This window comes from Aquabacterium sp. A7-Y, assembly GCF_026153205.1.
In the GTDB taxonomy this organism is placed as follows: Bacteria; Pseudomonadota; Gammaproteobacteria; order Burkholderiales; family Burkholderiaceae_C; genus Caldimonas.
Window position 1 is genome coordinate 1 of the sequence record NZ_JAPFBW010000003.1, and the last position, 20,882, is coordinate 20,882.

At 66.8% G+C, this 20,882-nt stretch carries 18 protein-coding genes and 1 tRNA gene; 11 read left to right on the plus strand and 8 right to left on the minus strand.

The window, feature by feature from the left end; translation table 11 throughout:
• The 7 genes from OOT46_RS03090 to OOT46_RS03120 form a co-directional block, all read right to left on the minus strand.
• The coding region (locus tag OOT46_RS03090; RefSeq protein ID WP_265402120.1) for an ABC transporter ATP-binding protein at positions 1-1,117 on the minus strand (1,117 nt) is incomplete at its 3' end.
• A gap of 34 nt (positions 1,118-1,151) precedes the next feature.
• A complete protein-coding gene (locus OOT46_RS03095; RefSeq protein WP_265402121.1) occupies positions 1,152-2,279 on the minus strand; it encodes a polyamine ABC transporter substrate-binding protein in 1,128 nt (375 codons plus the stop codon).
• A 60-nt stretch (positions 2,280-2,339) separates the two neighbouring features.
• Positions 2,340-3,743: an aspartate aminotransferase family protein gene (locus OOT46_RS03100; RefSeq protein WP_265402122.1), complete on the minus strand. Its 1,404-nt coding sequence runs from the start codon at positions 3,741-3,743 to the stop codon at positions 2,340-2,342.
• 38 nt (positions 3,744-3,781) lie between these two features.
• Positions 3,782-5,149: a glutamine synthetase family protein gene (locus tag OOT46_RS03105; protein ID WP_265402123.1), complete on the minus strand. Its 1,368-nt coding sequence runs from the start codon at positions 5,147-5,149 to the stop codon at positions 3,782-3,784.
• 82 nt (positions 5,150-5,231) lie between these two features.
• Entirely contained in the window at positions 5,232-6,017 is a 786-nt protein-coding gene (locus OOT46_RS03110; protein WP_265402124.1) for a gamma-glutamyl-gamma-aminobutyrate hydrolase family protein, read from the minus strand.
• A 136-nt stretch (positions 6,018-6,153) separates the two neighbouring features.
• A complete protein-coding gene (locus OOT46_RS03115; protein ID WP_265402125.1) occupies positions 6,154-7,476 on the minus strand; it encodes an NAD(P)/FAD-dependent oxidoreductase in 1,323 nt (440 codons plus the stop codon).
• A 51-nt stretch (positions 7,477-7,527) separates the two neighbouring features.
• A complete protein-coding gene (locus OOT46_RS03120; protein ID WP_265402126.1) occupies positions 7,528-8,838 on the minus strand; it encodes an aspartate aminotransferase family protein in 1,311 nt (436 codons plus the stop codon).
• 197 nt (positions 8,839-9,035) lie between these two features.
• Here OOT46_RS03120 and OOT46_RS03125 point away from each other — a divergent pair, with 197 nt between their 5' ends.
• From OOT46_RS03125 to OOT46_RS03175, 11 genes are all read left to right on the plus strand, one after another.
• Positions 9,036-9,515, plus strand: a complete 480-nt coding sequence (locus OOT46_RS03125; protein ID WP_265402127.1) for an Lrp/AsnC family transcriptional regulator — start codon at positions 9,036-9,038, stop codon at positions 9,513-9,515.
• 382 nt (positions 9,516-9,897) lie between these two features.
• Positions 9,898-11,187 carry an isocitrate lyase gene (aceA, locus tag OOT46_RS03130; protein WP_265402328.1) on the plus strand — a complete coding sequence of 430 codons (1,290 nt, stop codon included), beginning with the start codon at positions 9,898-9,900 and terminating at the stop codon, positions 11,185-11,187.
• A 334-nt stretch (positions 11,188-11,521) separates the two neighbouring features.
• Complete coding sequence (gene thrS / locus OOT46_RS03135) at positions 11,522-13,441, plus strand: threonine--tRNA ligase (RefSeq protein ID WP_265402128.1); 1,920 nt, start codon at positions 11,522-11,524, stop codon at positions 13,439-13,441.
• 97 nt (positions 13,442-13,538) lie between these two features.
• A complete protein-coding gene (gene infC, locus OOT46_RS03140) occupies positions 13,539-14,075 on the plus strand; it encodes a translation initiation factor IF-3 (RefSeq protein ID WP_265402129.1) in 537 nt (178 codons plus the stop codon).
• A gap of 154 nt (positions 14,076-14,229) precedes the next feature.
• Positions 14,230-14,433, plus strand: coding sequence for a 50S ribosomal protein L35 (gene rpmI / locus OOT46_RS03145; protein WP_265402130.1), 204 nt, complete (start codon positions 14,230-14,232; stop codon positions 14,431-14,433).
• A 22-nt stretch (positions 14,434-14,455) separates the two neighbouring features.
• Positions 14,456-14,815 (plus strand): 50S ribosomal protein L20, encoded by a 360-nt coding sequence (gene rplT, locus OOT46_RS03150; protein ID WP_265402131.1) that lies wholly within the window; start codon positions 14,456-14,458, stop codon positions 14,813-14,815.
• A 150-nt stretch (positions 14,816-14,965) separates the two neighbouring features.
• Complete coding sequence (pheS, locus tag OOT46_RS03155; RefSeq protein ID WP_265402132.1) at positions 14,966-16,003, plus strand: phenylalanine--tRNA ligase subunit alpha; 1,038 nt, start codon at positions 14,966-14,968, stop codon at positions 16,001-16,003.
• A gap of 15 nt (positions 16,004-16,018) precedes the next feature.
• A complete protein-coding gene (gene pheT / locus OOT46_RS03160; protein ID WP_265402133.1) occupies positions 16,019-18,436 on the plus strand; it encodes a phenylalanine--tRNA ligase subunit beta in 2,418 nt (805 codons plus the stop codon).
• 14 nt (positions 18,437-18,450) lie between these two features.
• Positions 18,451-18,792 carry an integration host factor subunit alpha gene (locus tag OOT46_RS03165; RefSeq protein ID WP_265402134.1) on the plus strand — a complete coding sequence of 114 codons (342 nt, stop codon included), beginning with the start codon at positions 18,451-18,453 and terminating at the stop codon, positions 18,790-18,792.
• Positions 18,793-18,825: 33 nt separating this feature from the next.
• Entirely contained in the window at positions 18,826-19,332 is a 507-nt protein-coding gene (locus tag OOT46_RS03170; protein WP_265402135.1) for a MerR family transcriptional regulator, read from the plus strand.
• Between the two features lie 30 nt (positions 19,333-19,362).
• Positions 19,363-19,439 (plus strand) — tRNA-Pro (locus OOT46_RS03175).
• 369 nt (positions 19,440-19,808) lie between these two features.
• On the opposite strand, the gene OOT46_RS03180 is transcribed toward OOT46_RS03175, so the two are convergent.
• A complete protein-coding gene (locus tag OOT46_RS03180) occupies positions 19,809-20,822 on the minus strand; it encodes an SDR family oxidoreductase (RefSeq protein WP_265402136.1) in 1,014 nt (337 codons plus the stop codon).
• Positions 20,823-20,882: the final 60 nt, after the last annotated feature.

A 20,882-nucleotide genomic window follows, 5' to 3' on the forward strand; every position in this document is an offset into this window, starting at 1 on the left:
GCGTGAGGACCACCTGGGCGGTGTCGGACCAGCTGGCCCAGGCCTCGTCGCCCCAGGCAAGCGCATCGTCGGCGTGGCGTTGGACGTGGCCCTGGCTGACCTTGAGCACGGCGCCGCTGGGCAGCTGGAGGTGGTAGACCGTGTAGCTGCCGAAATAGGAGAGTGCCTTGACGCTGCCGCGCACGAGGTTGTGCTCGCCCTCCGGCCGGCTGCGTGACAGGCGGATCTTCTCGGGGCGCAGCGCCACCGTGACCGGCATGCCGGCGCTGCCGGTGATGCCGTGGCCGACATGGTGGCGGCAGTCCCGGCACTCGATCACGACGTGGTCGGGCTCGTCCTCGACCAGGGTGCCTTCCATCAGGTTGACGTTGCCGATGAAGTCGGCAACGAAACGGGTGGCGGGTGTCTCGTAGATCTGGGCCGGTTCGCCGACCTGCAGCAAGCGACCCTCGCTCATCACCGCGATGCGCGAGGCCATGGTCATCGCCTCTTCCTGGTCGTGCGTGACCATCACGCAGGTCACGCCGACCTGCTCGATGATGTTGACCAGTTCGATCTGGGTCGCCTCGCGCAGCTTGCGGTCGAGCGCGCCGAGCGGCTCGTCGAGCAGCAGCAACGCCGGTCGCTTGGCCAGACTGCGCGCCAGCGCGACCCGCTGCTGCTGGCCGCCGGAGAGCTGGTGGGGCTTGCGGCGCGCGTAGGCCGACAGCTGCACCAGCTTCAGCATCGCCTCGACCCGCTCGGCCACGTCGTGGCGTGGCAGGCCGTCGCGCCTGAGGCCGAAGGCGATGTTGTCCCAAACGTTCAGGTGAGGGAAGAGCGCATAGGACTGGAACATCATGTTGATGGGCCGCTCGTAGGGTGGCAGCTGGTCCAGCGCCTGGCCGTCCAGCAGGATGCGTCCGGCGTCCGGCGTCTCGAAACCGGCCAGCATGCGCAGCAGCGTCGTCTTGCCGCAGCCCGAAGAGCCCAGCAGCGCGAAGATCTCGCCCTTGGCGATGTCCAGGCTCACCTGGTCGACCGCCTTGAGCGCGCCGAAGCGCTTGACGACGTTCTCAATGCGCAAGTAGGCGCCCGGGGCCGGCCCGACGGCCGGCAGCTTCGCAAGGGCTGTCATGCCCCCTCCCATGGGTGTCGTGCCGCCGGCTGGATCACAGGCCGGTCTTGAATGAGGTGTACAGCCGCGTCACGGTGCGCCGGATGTCGTTGCTCAGCGCGTCGGGCGCGCTCATCCTTTTCATGACCTCGTCGCTCGGGAACACGGTGGGATTGCTCGCCACCTCGGGCTTGACCAGGGCGCGCGACTCCTTGTTGGGGTTGGCGTAGAAGACGCTGTTGGTGAGGCCTGCGTGCACCTCGGGCTTCAGGATGTAGTTGATGAACTTGTGGGCGTTGCCGGGATGCGGCGCGTCGGCCGGGATCACCATCACGTCAAAAAACAGCAGGCCCCCGCTCTTGGGAATCAGCGCCTCGATCTTCTGGCCGGTGCGGCCGTCGATGGCGCGCTGCCGGGCGATGTTGATGTCGCCGGACCAGCCCAGCGCAAGGCAGATCGAGCCGTTGGCCATGTCGTTGATATAACCCGAGGAGCTGAACAAGGTCACGTAGGGCCGGATGCTCTTGAGCAGCGGTGCCACCGCCTGGTAGTCGGACTGGTTTTTGCTGTAGGCCGGCTTGCCGAGGTAGTGCAGCGCGGCCGGCACCACCTCGCTGGCCGAGTCGAGGAAGCTGACGCCGCAGGACTTCAGCTTGGCGATGTACTCGGGCTTGAACACCAGGTCCCAGGCGTTCTCCGGCATCGGCGTGCTGCCGAGCGCGGCCTTGACCTTGTCGACGTTGATGCCCACGGTCGTGAAGCCCCACAGCCAGTTGACCTGGTACTGGTTGCCCGGGTCGAGCTTGGCGAGCTGGGCCTGCAGCGCCGGGTCGAGGTTCTTGTAGTTGGGGATGCGGCTTCTGTCGATCTTCTGCAAGAGGCCGCCGTCGGCCTGCAGCTTGGCCCAGTAGGAGGAGGGCACGACGATGTCGTAGCCCGTCTTGCCGGCCACCAGCTTGGCGTGCACGATCTCGTTGTTGTCGAAGTTGTCGTAGCGGACCTTGATGCCGGTCTCCTTCTCGAAGTTGGCCAGCGTGTCGGGGGCGATGTAGTTCGACCAGTTGTAGACGTTGAGCACCTTCTCCTCGTCCTGCGCGCGGGCGGGGCCCGCGAGCAGCAGGGCGCCGGCGCCCAGGAGGCCGAACGCGGCGGCAGCCAGGCGGTTCAGGGAACAAGTCCTCATCTTCGATCCTCCGTGTCGGTCAGTCGTCGGTTCCAGGTCCTTCAGCGCGGGAAAGGGGTGTCACCACCAGGCCTTCTCCCTCAGTTCGGCCCAGGTCTGATCGAGGCAGTGGGTGATCAGCCGGCCCATGTCGTCGATCTGCTCGAGGGTGATCACGAGCGGCGGCGCGACGATCATGCGGTCGCCCACCGCACGCATGATCAGTCCGCTGGCGAAGCAGTGCGCGCGGCACAGCATGCCCACCTGCTGCTCCTCGGGGAAGGGCGTGGCGCTGGCCTTGTCCTTGACCAGCTGCAGCGCCCCCATCAGGCCGCAGGTCTCGGCATCACCCACCAGCGGGTGCTCCTTCAGGCGTTCGTAGAGCTTTGCAAGATGCGGGCCGGTTTCCTCGCGCACGCGCTCGACCAGGCCCAGCTGCCGCATCAGCCGGAGGTTGGCGACCGCGACCGCGCAGGCCACCGGGTGGCCGGAGTAGGTGTAGCCGTGCTCGAACTCGCCACCCTGCTCGATCAGCACGCGCGCGACGCGCTCGCCCACCATCACGCCGCCGAGCGGCACATAACCCGAACTGACGCCCTTGGCGAAGGTCATCAGGTCGGGGCGGCTGCCGAAACGCTCGCAGCCGAACCAGTGCCCGGTGCGCCCGAAGCCGCAGATCACCTCGTCGCTGACCAGCAGAACGTCGTAGCGGTCGCAGATGCGCTGCACCTCGGGCCAATAGGTCTCGGGCGGGATGATCACGCCGCCGGCGCCCTGCACCGGTTCACCGATGAAGGCCGCGACCCGCTCGGCGCCCACCTCCAGGATCTTCTGCTCCAGCCAGCCGGCGGCCTCCAGCCCGAACTCCTCGCGGCTGCGGCCGCGTCCGAGCTGCCACCAGAAGGGCTGCTCGATGTGCACGATGCCGGGGATGGGCAGGCCGCCTTGCGCGTGCATCGCGCTCATGCCGCCCAGCGAGGCACCGGCCAGTGTGGAGCCGTGGTAGGCGTTGCGGCGGCTGATGATCACCTGGCGCTCGGGCTGGCCCAGCAGGTCCCAGTAGCGGCGCACCATGCGCACCACGGTGTCGTTGCCCTCCGAGCCCGATCCCGAGAAGAAGACATGGCGGAACTGCGGCGGCGTGAGCTCGGCGAGCAGTTCGGCCAGTTCGATCGCCGGCGGCGTGGTGGTCTGGAAAAAGCTGTTGTAGAAGGGCAGCTCGCTCATCTGCCGGGTGGCCGCCTCGATCAGCGCGGGCTGGCCGTAGCCGACGTTGACGCACCACAGGCCGCTCATCGCGTCCAGGATCTTGTGGCCGTCACTGTCCCAGACGTAGATGTTGTCGCCCCGCGTGATGATGCGCGAGCCCTTGCGGGCCAGGGCCTGGAAGTCGGTGAAGGGATGCAGGAAATGGGCCGCGTCGGCGGCCTGCCAGTCCTGGGTGCTGCGCTCGGCAACGGCCAGGGGCGGGTGTACAGCATTCATGCAAGTCTCCCGGAATGTGGTGAAGCCACGCGCGCCGCTCAGACGTGCAGCAGCAGGTGCTCGCGCTCCCAGGGCGAGATCACCTTCATGAACTCTTCGTGCTCGATCTCCTTCACCTCGGTATAGACGGTGATGAACTCCTGGCCCAGCACTTCGTGAAGGTCGGGTTCCTCTTTCAGGCGGTGCAGCGCCTCGCTGAGGCTGCGCGGCAGGCCGTATTCGCCGAGGTAGGCGTCGCCGCGGCACTCCGGCGTGGGCTCGATGCGGTGCTTGATGCCCAGCCAGCCGCAGGCCAAGGTCGCGGCCAGCGCGACATAGGGATTGGCGTCGGCGCCGATGACGCGGTTCTCGATGCGCCGGGCCGACGGATTGGCCACCGGCGAGCGGATGCCCACGGTGCGGTTGTCGGTGCCCCACTGGATGTTGATCGGCGCCGCGGTCGAGCGTGCCAGGCGGCGGTAGGAGTTGACATAGGGCGCGAACAGCGCCATGGCGGCTGGCACGTACCGCTGCAGTCCGCCGATGTACCAGTAGAACTCCTGCGAGGGGCTGCCATCGGCCTTGCTGAAGAGGTTGCGGCCGGTGGCCTTGTCGACCAGGCTCTGGTGCACATGCATCGCGCTGCCCGGCTCGTTGGCCATGGGCTTGGCCATGAAGGTCGCGTACATCTCGTGGCGCAGCGCCGTCTCGCGGATGGTGCGCTTGAAGAAAAACACCTCGTCGGCCAGCTGCAGCGGGTGGTCGTGGAAGAAGTTGATCTCCATCTGGCCGGCGCCCACCTCGTGGATCAGCGTATCCACGTTCAGCTCCATCTGCTGGCAGTAGTCGTAGATGTCCTCGAACAGCGGGTCGAACTCGTTGACGGCGTCGATCGAATAGGCCTGACGCGAGGTCTCGGCCCGGCCGCTGCGGCCGCGCGGTGGCTTGAGCGGCTGGTTGGGGTCGGTGCTGCGCTCGATCAGGTAGAACTCCAGCTCGGGCGCCACCACCGGCAGCCAGCCCTCGGCGTCGAACAGCGAGCAGATGCGCCGCAGCACCGAGCGGGGCGCATAGGGAATCAGCCGACCCTCGCGGTCGAAGCAGTCGTGGATCACCTGGGCGGTCGGGTCCACCGCCCAGGGCACGATGCGGACCGTGGTGGGGTCGGGCTGCAGGTGCATGTCCCGATCGGTCGGGGTGATGACGTCGTAGTAGGGGCCCTGCTCGGGAAATTCGCCGGTCACGCCGATCGCGACAATCGCCTCGGGCAGGCGCATGCCGCGGTCCTCGGTGAACTTCTCGCGCGGCAGGATCTTGCCGCGCGCGACGCCGGTGAGGTCCGGCACCAGGCACTCGATCTCGGTGACCCGGCGCTGGTTGAGCCACTGTTCCAGCTCGCTGAACGTGAAGTTGTCTCGAACCACCATACATCCCCGCTTTGTCCGTGGCGGGGCAGGCCCGCCGTGTTGACCAGACTGTCGCTCGACCGAAAGGCAGGTCGAGGCGGCGCTAGGTCTTGGGATCGCGGTGACGGTCGCGCCAGGCGTGGCAGGCCGCGCCGAAGGCCTTGAACAGCTTGAGCGAGACCGGGTTGTCCTGGGCCTGCCACTCCGGGTGCCATTGCACGAAGAGGTTGAAGCCCGGCGCCCGGGGATTGGAGAAGGCCTCGATCAGGCCGTCGGGCGCAGTCGCCTCCACGCGCAGCCCCTCGGCGAGGCGCTTGATGCCCTGCCCATGCAGGCTGTTGACCTCGAACTCCTTTTGCCCCAGCAGGGCGTCCAGCACCCCGCCGGCCTCCACCTTCACGGGGTGGGCGAAACCATATTGCACCTCCACCGGATCCTCGTCGCGGGAGCGGTGGTCGTGTTTGTCCGGCTGCTCCTGCAGCGCCTGGTGCAGCGAGCCGCCCAGCGCGACATTGGCTTCCTGCAGGCCGCGGCAGATCGCAAACAACGGCAGGCCGCGCTCGAGCGCCGCCGGAATCAGCGCCAGCGTCCAGGCGTCGCGCCCTGGGTCCAGTGGTAGGCGGCTGTCGTGCACTTCCTCGCCGAAGTGACTTGGGTGCACGTTGGAGACCGAGCCGGTCAGCAGCACGCCGTCGGCCAGCGCCAGCAGCTGTTCCAGCTCGGCCGCCTCGCCCGAGGGCACGACGAGAGGCAGGCAGCCGGCCAGTCGGACGGCATCGACATACTTCTTGCCCGCGACGTGGAAGGCGTGGTGGCCGAGCCACTTGTTGCAGGCGGGGACCAGGACCACCGGCAGGGGGCGCTGGCTGGGAGCGAGAGTGAAGGTCATAAGCTTGCTGCGTGAACCCGGTCTTTCGACACGACGCCCTGGGCTGGAGGAGGTGCGCGCGGGACCGCGCAGCTCGGTGCAATGAGTGTGCCAAACGGCATGCGTCTGTCAATCGCGTTGCGCCCCAGCGGCGCGCTCACAGCAGGTCCCTGAGCCGGTAGTAGCTCATTGCCAGCACCAGGGCCGGCGTGCGCAACCAGGCCCCGCCGGGAAACGACCTGTGCCTGAGGCGCGCGAACACATCGAAGCGTGTCGCGTCGCCGCTGATGGCCTCGGCCACGAGCTTCCCGGCCAGGCCGGTCAGTGCCAGCCCGTGGCCTGAGAAACCTTGCAGGTAGTAGATGTTGTGTGCGCCGCCCTGCGGGCCTGCACCGTCCAGGGGCACCCGCCCGAAATCGGGTGCGCGGTTCATCGAGATGTCGACGAAGCCGCCCCAGGCGTATGCCACGCCGGCATCCCTGAGCTGCGGGAAGCTGTCGACCAAGCGGCGGCGCAGCCGCGCGGCCATGCGTCGGGGTGTCACGGTGCTGTAGCTGACGCCGCCGCCGAAGACGACACGGCCGTCCGGCGTCGGGCGGAAGTAGTCCAGCACGAAGTCGGTCGTGCAGGCGGCCGAGCGCGACGGGATCAGGGCGTCGATACGCTCCTGCGGCAGCCGCTCGGTGGCGACGAGGTAGGTACCGACGGGCATGATGCGTCGCGCCAGCTCGGGCACCAGGCCGCGCAGATAAACGTTGCCCGCCAGCAGCACGTGGTCCGCCAGCACCCGCCCTTGCGGCGTTTGCAGCGTGACGACGCGGCCGGGCACGAGCCGTTGCACCGGCGTGTCCTCGTACAGGCGCACACCCAGACCGGCAGCCGCCCGGGCCAGGCCCAGGCAGTACCTGAGCGGGTGCAGGTGCCCCGAGCGCGGGTCGTGCACACCGCTGTGGAAGCGCGGGCTGGCGATCCAGCGCGGCAGTTCGGTGCTCGCAATCCAGTCGGTGGTGTAGCCATAGACCTGCGCCATGTGCTCCTGGCCGGCGCGCAGGGCGCGCGCCTTGCGGGCGTTGACGGCCAGGCTGAGGAAACCCGCCTGCCAGTCGCAAGCGATGCCGAAGCTTTCGCGGCGCCGGTGGATCAGGTCGATCGCTTCCAGCGTCATGTCCCAGACACGCCTTGCGTCGGCGAATCCCAGCTGGGCCTCGATGGTCGATGGCTCGCAGGCCAGCCCGGCAATCACCTGGCCGCCGTTGCGCCCTGAAGCGCCCCAGCCCAGCTGCCGCGCTTCGAGCAGCGCGACCGAGAAGCCGCGCTCGGCCAGCTCGATGGCGGCCGACAGCCCGGCCAGCCCGCCGCCGACGACGGCGACATCCACCTGGGTCTCGCCCTGAAGCGGTGGATGGCGGGCCTCGCGCGGCGCGGTCGCCGCGTAGTAGGAGTGGCGCGTCAAGTCCCGGTCGGCGCGGTCCCAAGGCATCCGGTGCTCGCCAGGCAGGTCCTGCTGGGTGAGAGGGGAATGGGGCGCGCGTCAGGCCGCGCGTTTGAGCGCCTCGCCGATGGTGCCCACCAGCCGGTCGATGTGCTGCTTCTCGATGATCAGCGGCGGCGACAGCGCGATGGTGTCGCCGGTGGTGCGGATCAGCACGCCGCTTTCCCAGCAGTCCAGGAAGATCGAGAAGGCGCGTTTGCCCGGCTCGCCGGGCAGCGGGGCCAGCTCGATGCCACCGACCAGACCGATGTTGCGCACGTCGATCACGTGCGGCAAGCCCTTGAGCGAATGCACCGCGTCGGCGAAGTAGGCCGCCAGCTCTCCCTGGCCGCGTGTCAGCAGGCCTTCGGCCTCGTAGGTGTCCAGGGTACCGAGCGCCGCGGCGCAGGCCAGCGGGTGGGCCGAGTAGGTGTAGCCGTGGAAAAACTCGATCAGATGCTCGGGGCCGTTCATGAAGGCGTCGTGGACGGCCTGCTGCGCGAACACTGCGCCCATCGGCACGCAGCCGTTGGTGATCCCCTTGGCGACCGTCATCAGGTCGGGCGTGACGCCGAAATGGCTGGCCGCGAACGGTGCGCCGAGGCGGCCGAAACCGGTGATGACCTCGTCGAAGATCAAGAGGATGCCGTGCTTGTCACAGATCTCGCGCAGCCGCTGCAGATACCCTTGCGGCGGGATCAGCACCCCGGTCGAGCCGGCCACCGGTTCGACGATGACGGCCGCGATGGTGGAGGCGTCGTGCAGCGCGATCAGACGCTCCAGGTCGTCGGCGAGCTCGGCGCCGTACGCGGGCTGCCCGCGCGAGAAGGCGTTGCGTTGCAGATCGTGGGTGTGTCGGATGTGGTCGACGCCGGCCAGCAGGGCGCCGAACATTTTTCGGTTGGCCACCATGCCGCCGACCGAGACGCCGCCGAAGTTGACACCGTGATAGCCGCGCTCGCGGCCGATCAGCCGGGTGCGCTGGCCTTCGCCACGCACGCGGTGGTAGGCGATCGCCATCTTGAGCGCGGTCTCGACGGCCTCCGAGCCGGAGTTCGTATAGAAAACCTTGTTCAGCCCGGGCGGCGTCAGCTTGACGAGGCGCTCCGCCAGCTCGAAAGCCTGCGGGTGGCCCATCTGGAAGGGCGGCGCGTAGTCGAGCTCGGCCGCCTGGCGCTGGATCGCCTCGACGATGCGAGGGCGGGCGTGGCCGGCGTTGACGCACCACAGCCCCGCGATGCCGTCCAGGATCTGGCGGCCCTCGGGGGTCCAGAAATGCATGCCTTCGGCACGTGCCAGCAGTCGCGGGGACTTCTTGAACTGGCGGTTGGCGGTGAAGGGCATCCAGTAGGCGTCGAGGTCTTGGTGCATGGTGTTCCGGTGGCGGGCGATGGACGGTGGCGGGGCAGGGCAGGGCGCTCGGCGGCCCGGCTGCAACTGCTTCTGCAGGGTCGTGCTCGGCATGGCTCAGTCTAGGCGCCGCGCGCCGCAATGGGGTTGCGCATTGGAGGGGGCAGGCGCCAGGCCCTCGAATATCATGCGAAAAACCGCTACGCCTCTGAAATTTCATGCGAAACCTGACCCGCGTGTTGCAACTCGATGCGATCGACCGCGCCATCCTGCAGGTGCTGCAGAGCAATGCCCGGCTGTCCAACGTGGAACTGGCCGAGCGCGTGCACTTGTCGCCCTCCGCCTGCCTGCGCCGGGTCAAGCAGCTGGAAGACAGCGGCGTCATTGCACAGTACGTGGCTTTGCTCAATCCGAAAGCGGTGGGCCAGCCGGGTACGTCCTACACCATCGTCAACGTCGAGCGCACCACCCCCGATACCCTGCGCCGCTTCGAGCAGGCGGTGCTGGACGAGCCGCAGATCCTCGACTGCTTTTACGTAGCGGGCAGCAACGACTACCTGCTGCGCTTCACCTACCGCGACGCGGAGGATCTGGAGCAGTTCCACACCGAGGTGCTGGCGCGGCTGCCGGGCGTGGTGCGGTCGAACTCGATGCTGGTGCTGCGCACCGTCAAGCGCACGACGGCCTTGCCGATCTGACACCTGCGCCGAGCGGGAGCGGCTTTGTGCTTCAGCTGCGGCGCGCGCCAGCTGCCAGCATGGATAGCCCCACGCGAAATGCGCCGCCGCCTGGACGGTCTGCTCCGCATGACCGTAGGGCGGCGCGGACACCCGCTTCATTTCATATCCAGGAACGCTGCTTCCACATTATGAAAAATGAAATTGGTGCAGTGCGCAAAAATCTTTCATTGTGAAAAACGATATTCCGCATCCCGAAAAGATGTGCCTAAGTTGTTGATTGTTATAGATGTGATGCTGTGTCTTATATAAGACATAAGTGTCGCCAAAGCCGGCCGCCACCCTTAAGCTAAAGCCCATCGACACACCTGTTTTTCACCTACCGGAGGTCCCCATGACGAACCTGACCCGCGAACAACAAGCCGCCGCCCTCGAGAAGGAGTGGGCCGAGAGCCCCCGCTGGAAGGGCATCAAGCGCGGCTACAGCGCCGCCGACGTGGTGCGCCTGCGCGGCTCGGTGCCCATCGAGCACACCCTGGCCAAGCGCGGTGCCGAAAAGCTCTGGCATCTGGTGAACACCGAGCCTTTCGTCAACGCACTGGGCGCCCTGACCGGCAACCAGGCCATGCAGCAGGTCAAGGCCGGCCTGAAGGCCATCTACCTGTCGGGCTGGCAGGTCGCTGGCGACGCCAACCTGGCCGGCGAGATGTACCCCGACCAGTCGCTGTACCCCGCCAACTCGGTGCCGCAGGTCGTCAAGCGCATCAACAACACCTTCCAGCGTGCCGACCAGATCCAGTGGTCCGAAGGCAAGAACGACGTCGACTTCTTCGCGCCCATCGTGGCTGACGCGGAAGCCGGCTTCGGCGGCGTGCTGAACGCCTTCGAGCTGATGAAGGCCATGATCGAGGCCGGTGCCTCGGGCGTGCACTTCGAAGACCAGCTGGCCTCCGTCAAGAAGTGCGGCCACATGGGTGGCAAGGTGCTGGTGCCGACCCGCGAGGCCGTCGCCAAGCTGGTGGCCGCCCGCCTGGCTGCCGACGTCTCCGGCACCCCGACCGTGCTGATCGCCCGCACCGACGCCGAAGCCGCCGACCTGATCACCAGCGACGTGGACGACAACGACAAGCCCTTCACCACCGGTGAGCGCACCGTCGAAGGTTTCTTCCGCACCAAGCCGGGCCTGGAGCAGGCCATCAGCCGTGGTCTGGCCTACGCCCCGTACGCCGACCTGATCTGGTGCGAAACCGGCAAGCCCGACCTGGCCTACGCCAAGAAGTTCGCCGAGGCGATCCACAAGCAGTTCCCCGGCAAGCTGCTGAGCTACAACTGCTCGCCCTCGTTCAACTGGAAGAAGAACCTGGACGACGCCACCATCGCCAAGTTCCAGCGCGAGCTGGGCGCGATGGGCTACAAGTTCCAGTTCATCACGCTGGCCGGCTTCCACAGCCTGAACTACTCGATGTTCAACCTGGCCTACGGCTATGCCCGCAACCAGATGAGCGCCTTCGTGGAACTGCAGGAAGCCGAGTTCGCCGCCGCCGAGAAGGGCTTCACCGCCGTGAAGCACCAGCGCGAGGTGGGCACCGGCTACTTCGACGCCGTCACCACGACGATCGAGCGTGAAGCCTCGACCGCCGCGCTGAAGGGCTCGACCGAAGACGAGCAGTTCTTCGACCAGAAACACGGCTGATCTCAGCCGAACCGCCTCCTCGGCGCCAGGCTGGACCCCGGCCTGGCGCAGTGTGAGAAGCTCGCGAAAGCATCTGATGTGATGCATTGGCCCGGCCGCAGCCCCTGCGGCCGGGCATTTTTATGCGTGCTGCGGTAGAATTCGGGCCAACTTTCACCAGCAAGAGCGAGAAAGGCACACCGGTTATGACACCGCGAACTACGACCACCCCCTTCACTGAGGTTTAGTCGGTCGGCCGCGGCTTGCGTTTGTCTTTTTCGAACCCATGAAAGCGCGGCGACCCCCGCGCTTTTTTGTTTTGGGCGTCCTGGTTCAGGCGCCATGAGAGGTCAGCATGGTTTCAGTTCAGTTGCCGGACGGCTCCAAGCGTGAGTTCCCCGGCCCCGTCACGGTGGCGGAAGTCGCGGCATCCATCGGTGCCGGCCTGGCCAAGGCCGCCATCGCCGGCCGCGTCGGCCAGGGCGATGCCGCCCAGGTGGTCGACACCAGCCACCGGATCGAGCAGGACACGGCACTGGCCATCGTCACCGAGAAGGACCCCGACGGCCTGGACGTGATCCGCCACTCGACGGCCCACCTGCTCGCCTACGCCGTGAAGGAGCTGTTCCCGGAGGCCCAGGTCACCATCGGCCCAGTGATCGAGAACGGCTTCTACTACGACTTCGCCTACAAGCGCCCCTTCACGCCTGATGACCTGCAGGCCATCGAGAAGAAGATGACCGAGCTGGCGAAGAAGGACGAGAAGGTCGAGCGCCGGGTGTTGCCGCGCGATCAGGCGGTCGAGTACTTCAAGGGCCTGGGCGAGCACTACAAGGCCGAGATCATCGCCAGCATCCCGGCCAACGAGGACGTCTCGCTCTACAGCGAGGGCGGCTTCACCGACCTGTGTCGCGGCCCGCACGTGCCCAGCACCGGCAAGCTCAAGCACTTCAAGCTGATGAAGGTGGCCGGCGCCTACTGGCGCGGCGATCACCGCAACGAGCAGCTGCAGCGCATCTACGGCACCGCCTGGGCCACCAAGGACGAGCTGCAGCAGTACCTGCACATGCTGGAGGAGGCCGAGAAGCGCGACCACCGCAAGCTGGGCCGCGAACTCGACCTGTTCCACATCGACGACCACGCGCCGGGTGTCGTGTTCTGGCATCCGAAGGGCTGGACCGTGTGGCAGTGCGTCGAGCAGTACATGCGCGCGGTCTACCGGGACAACGGCTACAAGGAGGTCAAGGGCCCCCAGCTGCTGGACAGCAGCCTGTGGGAGAAGACCGGCCACTGGGACAAGTACCGAGAGAACATGTTCACGACCGAGAGCGAGAAGCGGGACTACGCGCTCAAGCCGATGAACTGCCCGGGCCACGTGCTGATCTACAAGCAGGGCATCAAGAGCTACCGCGACCTGCCGCTGCGCTACGGCGAATTCGGCCAGTGCCACCGCAACGAGCCCACCGGTGGCCTGCACGGCATCATGCGGGTGCGCGGCTTCACGCAGGACGACGGCCACATCTTCTGCACCGAGGAACACATCCTGCCCGAGTGCACCGCCTTCACGGCGCTGCTGCAGAAGGTGTACCGCGACTTCGGCTTCACCGAGATCATCTACAAGGTCGCGACCCGCCCCGAGGCCCGCATCGGCTCCGACGAGAACTGGGACAAGGCCGAACATGCGCTGATGGAGAGCCTGCGTGCCTCTGGCTGCGAGTTCAGCATCGCCCCGGGCGACGGCGCCTTCTACGGCCCCAAGATCGAGTACACGCTCAAGGATGCGATCGGCCGGCAGTGGCAGGTCGGTACCATGCAGGTCGATTTTTCGATGCCAGGGCGCCTCGGTGCGGAATATGTCACGGAAGCCGGCGACCGCCGCGAGCCCGTGATGCTGCACCGCGCCATCGTCGGCAGCATGGAGCGTTTCATCGGCATCCTGATCGAGCAGCATGCCGGCGCGCTGCCGGTCTGGCTCGCTCCGGAGCAGGTCAAGGTGCTCAATATCACCGACGCGCAGGCCGACTATGTGAAAGAGATCGTCAAATCTCTGCAAAAACAAGGACTTAGGGCAGAGGCCGATTTGCGCAACGAAAAAATCACGTATAAAATCCGCGAGCATTCGTTGCAGAAGGTTCCCTACATCCTCGTTGTCGGTGACAAGGAGAGGTCGGCGGGAACCGTCGCAGTGCGCGCCCGGGGCAACCAGGACCTCGGTGTGATGTCACTCGACACCTTCTCCCAGAGGATTGCAAGCGACATTGCGCAAAGGGTGTGAGCGCAGGCGGCCGGGTGTCGCCGCGCGGCGCCCGGCGGGCCGTGTGTGTTTTTTTATTGGGGCGGGACCCCTGAGGATCTGAGCCATCGCTACTTTCATGGACCGGCGCACTCCCAACGTGGAGCGCAAGCATCGTCTGAATCGGGAAATCACCGCGCCGGAAGTCCGGCTGAACGGGCCCGACAATGAGCCGATCGGTATCGTCAGCCTGCAGGAGGCACTGCGGCTGTCACAGGAACACGACGTGGACCTGGTCGAGATCGCGCCGACAGCGACGCCGCCGGTCTGCCGCCTGATGGACTACGGCAAGTTCAAGTATCAGGAGCAGAAGAAGGCAGCGGAGGCGAAGGCCAAGCAGCACGTCATCGACATCAAGGAAGTGAAGTTCCGCCCCGGCACTGACGAGGGCGACTACCAGATCAAGCTGCGCAATCTGCGCCGCTTCCTTGAGGAAGGCGACAAGGGCAAGGTCACGCTGCGCTTCCGCGGCCGCGAGATCACGCACCAGGAACTTGGCATGCGCCTGCTGGAGCGGGTGCGCGACGACCTGACGGACGTGAGCGTGGTCGAGAACATGCCCAAGCTCGAGGGACGCCAGATGATCATGGTGCTGGCGCCCAAGAAGAAGAAATAGACAAACAGGTCGGACGGCCTCCTCGACGAGGCCCCCACACCCGTTTCGATACCCTGCCACCGGTTTGGTCGCCAAGGCAGGGCAAGTGGCCCGGGGCCGGCAAGACCGCGAAAGGTTCGCGGCGCCTCACGGGCACAACGAAAAAGGAGCAGTCATGCCCAAAATGAAGACCAAGAAGAGCGCGGCCAAGCGGTTCCGCGTTCGTCCGGGTGGCACCGTCAAGCGCGGTCAGGCTTTCAAGCGCCACATCCTCACCAAGAAGTCCACGACCCGCAAGCGCCACCTGCGCGGCGCGGCCAACGTGCACGAGACCAACATGGGTCACATCGCTCAGATGATGCCCTTCGCTGGCCTGTAATCTAGGTTGAAGGAGAAGACACATGCCTCGCGTTAAACGTGGTGTAACCGCACGCGCCCGCCACAAGAAGATCCTGGCCCTGGCCAAGGGCTTCCGCGGTCGCCGCAAGAACGTATTCCGCATCGCCAAGCAGGCGGTGATGAAGGCCGGTCAGTACGCCTACCGTGACCGCCGTGCCAAGAAGCGTGAGTTCCGCCGTCTCTGGATCGCCCGTATCAACGCGGCGGCCCGTGAGCAGGGCATCACCTACAGCAAGTTCATGAACGGCTTGAAGAAGGCTTCGATCGAGATCGATCGCAAGGTCCTGGCCGACATGGCTGTGAACGACCCGGCTGCTTTCGGCGGCATCGTCGCAAAGGTGAAGGCTCAGTTCGCTGCTTGATTGCCGTGATAGCGTCGGGGTCCTGATCCCGACCACTGCGATGCCCCGGGCAACCGGGGCCAGCAATAAAGGCCGACACCTGGTGCGGCCTTTTTTTATGTCCCGACCCAACCCCACAGGCGGTGCAAGCCGCATGTCCGACTGTTAAGCATGAACGAGCTCGATCAACTGGTCGCCGAGGCGCGTGCGGAGTTCGGCCAGGCCGATGCGCCGGCCGACCTGGAGAACGCCAAGGCCCGCTACCTCGGCAAGGCCGGCCGCCTGACCGAACTGCTCAAGGGGCTGGCCCAGCTGCCGCCCGACGAGAAGAAGGCCCGCGGTGCCGCCATCAACGTCGCCAAGCAGCAGGTCGAGGCTGCGCTGACCGAGCGCCGCCAGGCCCTGGCCGACGCTGAACTGGAGCAGCAGCTCAAGGCCGAGGCGCTCGACGTGAGCCTGCCCGGCCGCAAGCGTGGCAATGCCGGCCTGCATCCGGTGACGCGCACCATGGAGCGCATCGAGGCCATCTTCGCCTCGATGGGCTTCGACGTCGCCGACGGCCCCGAGATCGAGGCCGACTGGTTCAACTTCACCGCGCTGAACACGCCCGCCGACCACCCGGCGCGCTCGATGCACGACACCTTCTATGTCGAAGGCGGCCACCTGCTGCGCACCCACACCAGCCCGATGCAGATCCGCCATGCGGTGCAGCACGTCAAGAAGCACCGGGCGCTGCTGGACGCCGGACAGCCCATGCCCGACATTCGGGTCATCGCGCCGGGCCGCACCTACCGGGTCGACAGCGACGCGACGCACTCGCCGATGTTCCACCAGGTCGAAGGCCTGTGGGTGGGCGAGAACGTCAGCTTCAAGGACCTGAAATCGGTCTACGTCAGCTTCCTGCGGGCCTTTTTCGAGACGGACGACATGCAGATCCGTTTCCGCCCCAGCTACTTCCCCTTCACCGAGCCCAGTGCCGAGATCGACATGATGTTCAACAGCGGGCCGCTCAAGGGGCGCTGGCTGGAGGTGTCGGGCTCGGGCCAGGTGCACCCGCAGGTGATCCGCAACATGGGGCTGGACCCGGAGCGCTACATCGGCTTCGCCTTCGGCTCGGGCATCGACCGCCTGACCATGCTGCGCTACGGTGTGAATGACCTGCGCCTGTTTTTCGACGGCGACCTGCGTTTCCTCTCGCAGTTCAAGTAGTCAAGGATCCGATCCATGCAATTCCCAGAATCGTGGCTGCGCGAGTTCTGCAACCCGCCGCTCGGCACCCAGGAGCTGGCCGACCTGCTCACCATGTCCGGGCTGGAGGTCGAAGAGCTGCGGCCGGTGGCGCCGCCTTTCACGGGCGTGGTGGTGGCCCGGGTGCTCGAGGTCGAGCGCCATCCCAATGCCGACCGCCTGAACGTCTGCCAGGTCGACGCCGGCACCGGCCAGACCCTCAACATCGTCTGCGGCGCGCCGAATGTGCGCCCCGGCATCAAGGTCCCCTGTGCCCTGGTGGGCGCGGAACTGCCGCCCGGTGCGGACGGCCAGCCCTTGCGCATCAAGCTCGGCAAGCTGCGTGGCGTCGAGAGCCAGGGCATGCTGTGCTCGGCGCGCGAGCTCAAGCTCTCGGAAGACCACGGTGGCCTGTTGATCCTCGCCGACGACGCCCCGGTGGGCCAGGACATCCGTGAGCACCTGAAGCTCGACGACACCCTCTTCACGCTCAAGCTCACGCCCAACCTGGCGCACAACCTGAGCGTCTTCGGCATCGCGCGCGAGGTCTCGGCGCTGACCGGTGCGCCGCTCCGACAGCCCGGCTTCCCGCCGGTGCCGGTGAAGCACGACGCCCGCCTGCCGGTGAAGATCGAGGCGGCCGACCTGTGCGGCCGCTTCTCGGGCCGCATCATCCGCAACGTCAACACCCAGGTGCAGACGCCGGCGTGGATGGTCGAGCGCCTGGAGCGCTGCGGGCAGCGCCCGGTGAGCCCGCTGGTGGACATCTCCAACTACGTGATGTTCGAGTACGGCCGGCCTTCGCACATCTTCGACCTCGACAAGATCCATGGCGGACTGACGGTGCGCTGGGGCCGCGAGGGCGAACGGCTGAAGCTGCTCAACGGCAACACCATCGAGGTCGACAGCCAGGTCGGCGTGATCGCCGACGACCAGGCGGTCGAATCGCTGGCCGGCATCATGGGCGGCGACGCGACCGCGGTGTCCGATGCGACGCGCAACATCTATGTCGAGGCCGCCTTCTGGTGGCCGCAGGCGGTGGCCGGGCGCTCGCGCCGCTACAACTTCTCGACCGATGCCGGCCATCGTTTCGAGCGCGGCGTCGATCCGTCGCAGACGGTGGAGCACATCGAGCGCATCTCGGCGCTGGTGCTGCAGATCTGCGGCGGCGAGGCCGGTCCGATCGACGACCAGGTGCTGCGCCTGCCGGAACGCAAGCCGGTGTCGTTGCGCGTCGAGCGCGCCGCCAAGGTGATCGGCATGCCGGTCACGCAGCAGCAATGCGCCGAGGTGTTCCGTCGCCTGGGCCTGCCATTCACCGAGGCGCCCGGCCTGCTGACCGTGACGCCGCCGAGCTCGCGTTTCGACCTGCAGATCGAGGAAGACCTGATCGAGGAGGTGATCCGCGTCATCGGCTACCAGCAGCTGCCCGACACGCCGCCGCAAGGCCCGGTGGTGCCCAAGGCGCTGCCCGAGGGGCGTCGCGCGCTGCATGCGGTGCGCCATGCACTGGCCGCGCTGGACTACCAGGAGACGGTGAACTTCAGCTTCGTCGAGGAAGCCTGGGAGCGCGAGCTGGCCGGCAACGAGCAGCCGCTCAAGCTGCTGAACCCGATCGCGAGCGCCCTGAGCGTGATGCGTTCCTCGCTGATCGGCAGCCTGATCCAGGTGCTGCGTTTCAACCTCGCACGCAAGGCCGGCCGGGTGCGCGTGTTCGAGATCGGCCGTGTGTTCCTGCGTGACCCGCAGGTGGTCGACAGCGACACCACGGTCGGCGGCCTGCACCAGCCGCTGCGCGTCGCGGGCTTGGCGTACGGCCCCGCCAGCGAGCTGCAGTGGGGCCAGGTCGATCGCCTGGTGGACTTCTTCGATATCAAGGGCGACCTGGAGATGCTGCTGGCGCCGCTGTCGCTGCGTTTCGAGGTGGCGACACATCCGGCGCTGCATCCCGGCCGTTCGGCCAGCGTGATGCTGGGCGATCAGGTGGTCGGCCATGTCGGCGAGCTGCATCCCCGCTGGCGCCAGCGTTATGAGCTGCCGCTGGCCCCGGTGCTGTTCGAACTCGACGCCGAGGCGCTGATCCGCCGTCCGGTGCCCGAGTACAAACCGATCTCGCGGCAGCAGGCGGTGCACCGGGACATTGCCGCCATCGTCGACGACAAGGTCAGCCACGCCGCACTGATGGAGGCGATCCGCTTGGCGCCCACCGGCGGCCTGGTGCGCGACGCCCGCCTGTTCGATATCTACAAGCCCAAGGCCGCCACGGCCGACATCGCGCCCCATGAGCGCAGCGTCGCGGTGCGGCTGGAGTTGCAGGACGAGGACAGCACGCTCACCGACGAGCGCATCGACACCGCGGTGCGCGCCGTGATCGACACCCTGGGGGCCCGTCTCGGCGCCCGCCTGCGCGGCTAGGCGAAAGGATGCCCATGGAGCGACCGATTTCACCGTCCATCGAGACGCCGACCCTGACCAAGGCCGAACTGGCCGACCTGCTGTTCGAGCGCCTGGGCCTGAACAAACGCGAGTCCAAGGACATGGTCGAGGCGTTTTTCGAGATCATCCACGAGAGCCTGGTGAGCGGCGAGGATGTCAAGCTCTCGGGCTACGGCAACTTCCAGATCCGCCGCAAGGCGCCTCGGCCGGGCCGCAACCCGCGCACCGGCGAGGCCATCCCGATCAAGGCCCGCAATGTCGTGACCTTCCACGCGAGTCACAAGTTGAAGGGCGTCGTGCAAGGAGACATACCTGCCGGGGAGGAGTTCGAGTAAAGTCTCCAGTTGCCTCCGATCTCATTGATTTATATGGAGAAAGCGCTGCCCGCCATTCCCGCCAAACGCTACTTCACTATTGGTGAGGTGAGCGAGTTGTGCGGCGTCAAGCCGTACGTGCTGCGCTATTGGGAACAGGAGTTCACCCAGCTCAAGCCGATGAAGCGGCGCGGCAACCGGCGCTATTACCAGCACCACGAGGTGCTGTTGATTCGGCGTATCCGGGAGCTGCTGTACGAGCAGGGCTTCACCATCAGCGGCGCGCGCAACCGCCTGGCGGAGATGGGTCAGCATGCCAAGGCCGAACCGCTCGCGGCGGTGCCCGCCGAAGCGGAGGCCGAGGTGGCGCTGCAGGCCGGCTTGGCCGAGGCCTTGCCCACGCCTGAAGTCATAGAAATCGGCGCGCGCATCGAGGCGGCAGTGCAGCCCGACGTGTCGACCCCCGCAGCAGGCGAACTGGCGACGCCGGTGCGTGAGGCCTACAACCTCAGTCAACTTCGACAGGAACTGCTGTCGATCCGAATGTTGTTGGCAAGCTAAGAAAAACCTGTCTATAATCTAAGACTTCGTCGGGGTGTAGCGCAGCCTGGTAGCGCACTTGCATGGGGTGCAAGGGGTCGCGAGTTCGAATCCCGCCACCCCGACCATTAAATCGAAGGGTCAGCTCTCAAAAGGAGCTGACCCTTTTGACTTTCAGGGCCCATTAGAAACAGAGGCCTTGCAGTGAACAGCTCACCGAGTGCACTCGGGCGTCGCGGCGCACAGCGCACGCTTCGGTCCTCGCCGGCGCGCTTCGCGGCATACAAGCAGGTGTCGGCGCGGGCGATCAGAGACTCGACGCTTTCACGGGGGACGCGCCTGGGCGATGCCCGCCGAGAAGGTGAAGCGCAGCGTGCCGAGGTGACTGGCGTAGTCTGGAAGATCGGGCATGGGCTTGGGATGATCGCGGACCAGCATGCCTCACTGCAAGTGGGAAGCGAGGATCGAAGCTCTCCCGCCGGGCGCTCGGGGCGGGCTCAAGCGAGCAGTGCCGCGAGCGCGCCGGCCGCCGTGAGCAGGGCGATGGCGGCGCTCGCCACCTCCCTGCGGCGTGTGGTCAGCCAGAACTGCAGGCTCGATGAGCGCGCCTTCGCATCGAAGCGGCCATGCGCACCATGGTCGCCCGGCACCGGCGCGTAGAGGTTGTCCTGCCGGCCGGGCGGCAGCGCTTGCTCGGCCTGCTGGCCGTCGTAACCAGCGCGCGCCAGCAGCCGGTCGATGAAACCGGGAACCAGCTTGGTGCCCAGGGTGGCCTTGACCGCCGGCCAGCCCACCCAGAGCTCGCGCCGCGGATGCAGGGCGGCCCACACGATGGCCTCGCCCGCCAGTTCGGGCTGGAAGATCGGCGGCACCGGCTGCGGCTGCCGCTCCATGGTCGTGCGACCCCAGTCGAATTGCGGCGTGTTGAAGGCAGACAGGTGCACCATGGTCACGCGCACGCGGCTGCGGTCATGCAGCAGTTCGCTGCGCAGCGAATCGGTGAAGCCGCGCAGGGCGGCCTTGGCTGCGCAGTAGGGGGCTTGCAGCGGAATCGAGCGGTAGGCGAGGGCGCTGCCGACCTGCACGATCACACCCGAATTACGTGGCTTCATGCGGCGCAGCGCGGCCTGCGTGCCCCACACGGCGCCGAGATAGGTGACCTCGGTGGCGCGCCGGACGTCTTCCGGGCTGATCTGCTCGATCGGTGCGAAGACCGTGACCATCGCGTTGTTGACCCAGACGTCGATGCGGCCCCAACGCCGTTCGACTTCCGCCGCGGCGGCTTCCACCTGGCCGGAGTCCGCGACATCGGTCGGAATCGCCAGCGCAAGGCCGCCTGCCGCGGTGATGTCACGCACGGCTCCGTCGAGCCCGTCCTGGCCGCGCGCGAGCACGGCGACACGGGCGCCGCGCCTGGCGAAGGCGCAGGCCGTGGCCCGGCCGATGCCGGCCGAGCCGCCAGTGATCACCACGACGAGGGCTTCACTTTCGGTGTTGCGGGATGTCTGCATGCCGACGCTGCAGGCAATCGCTGTTCCTTTCCCCAGCGCACGCAAGTGCGCCGGAAAGTG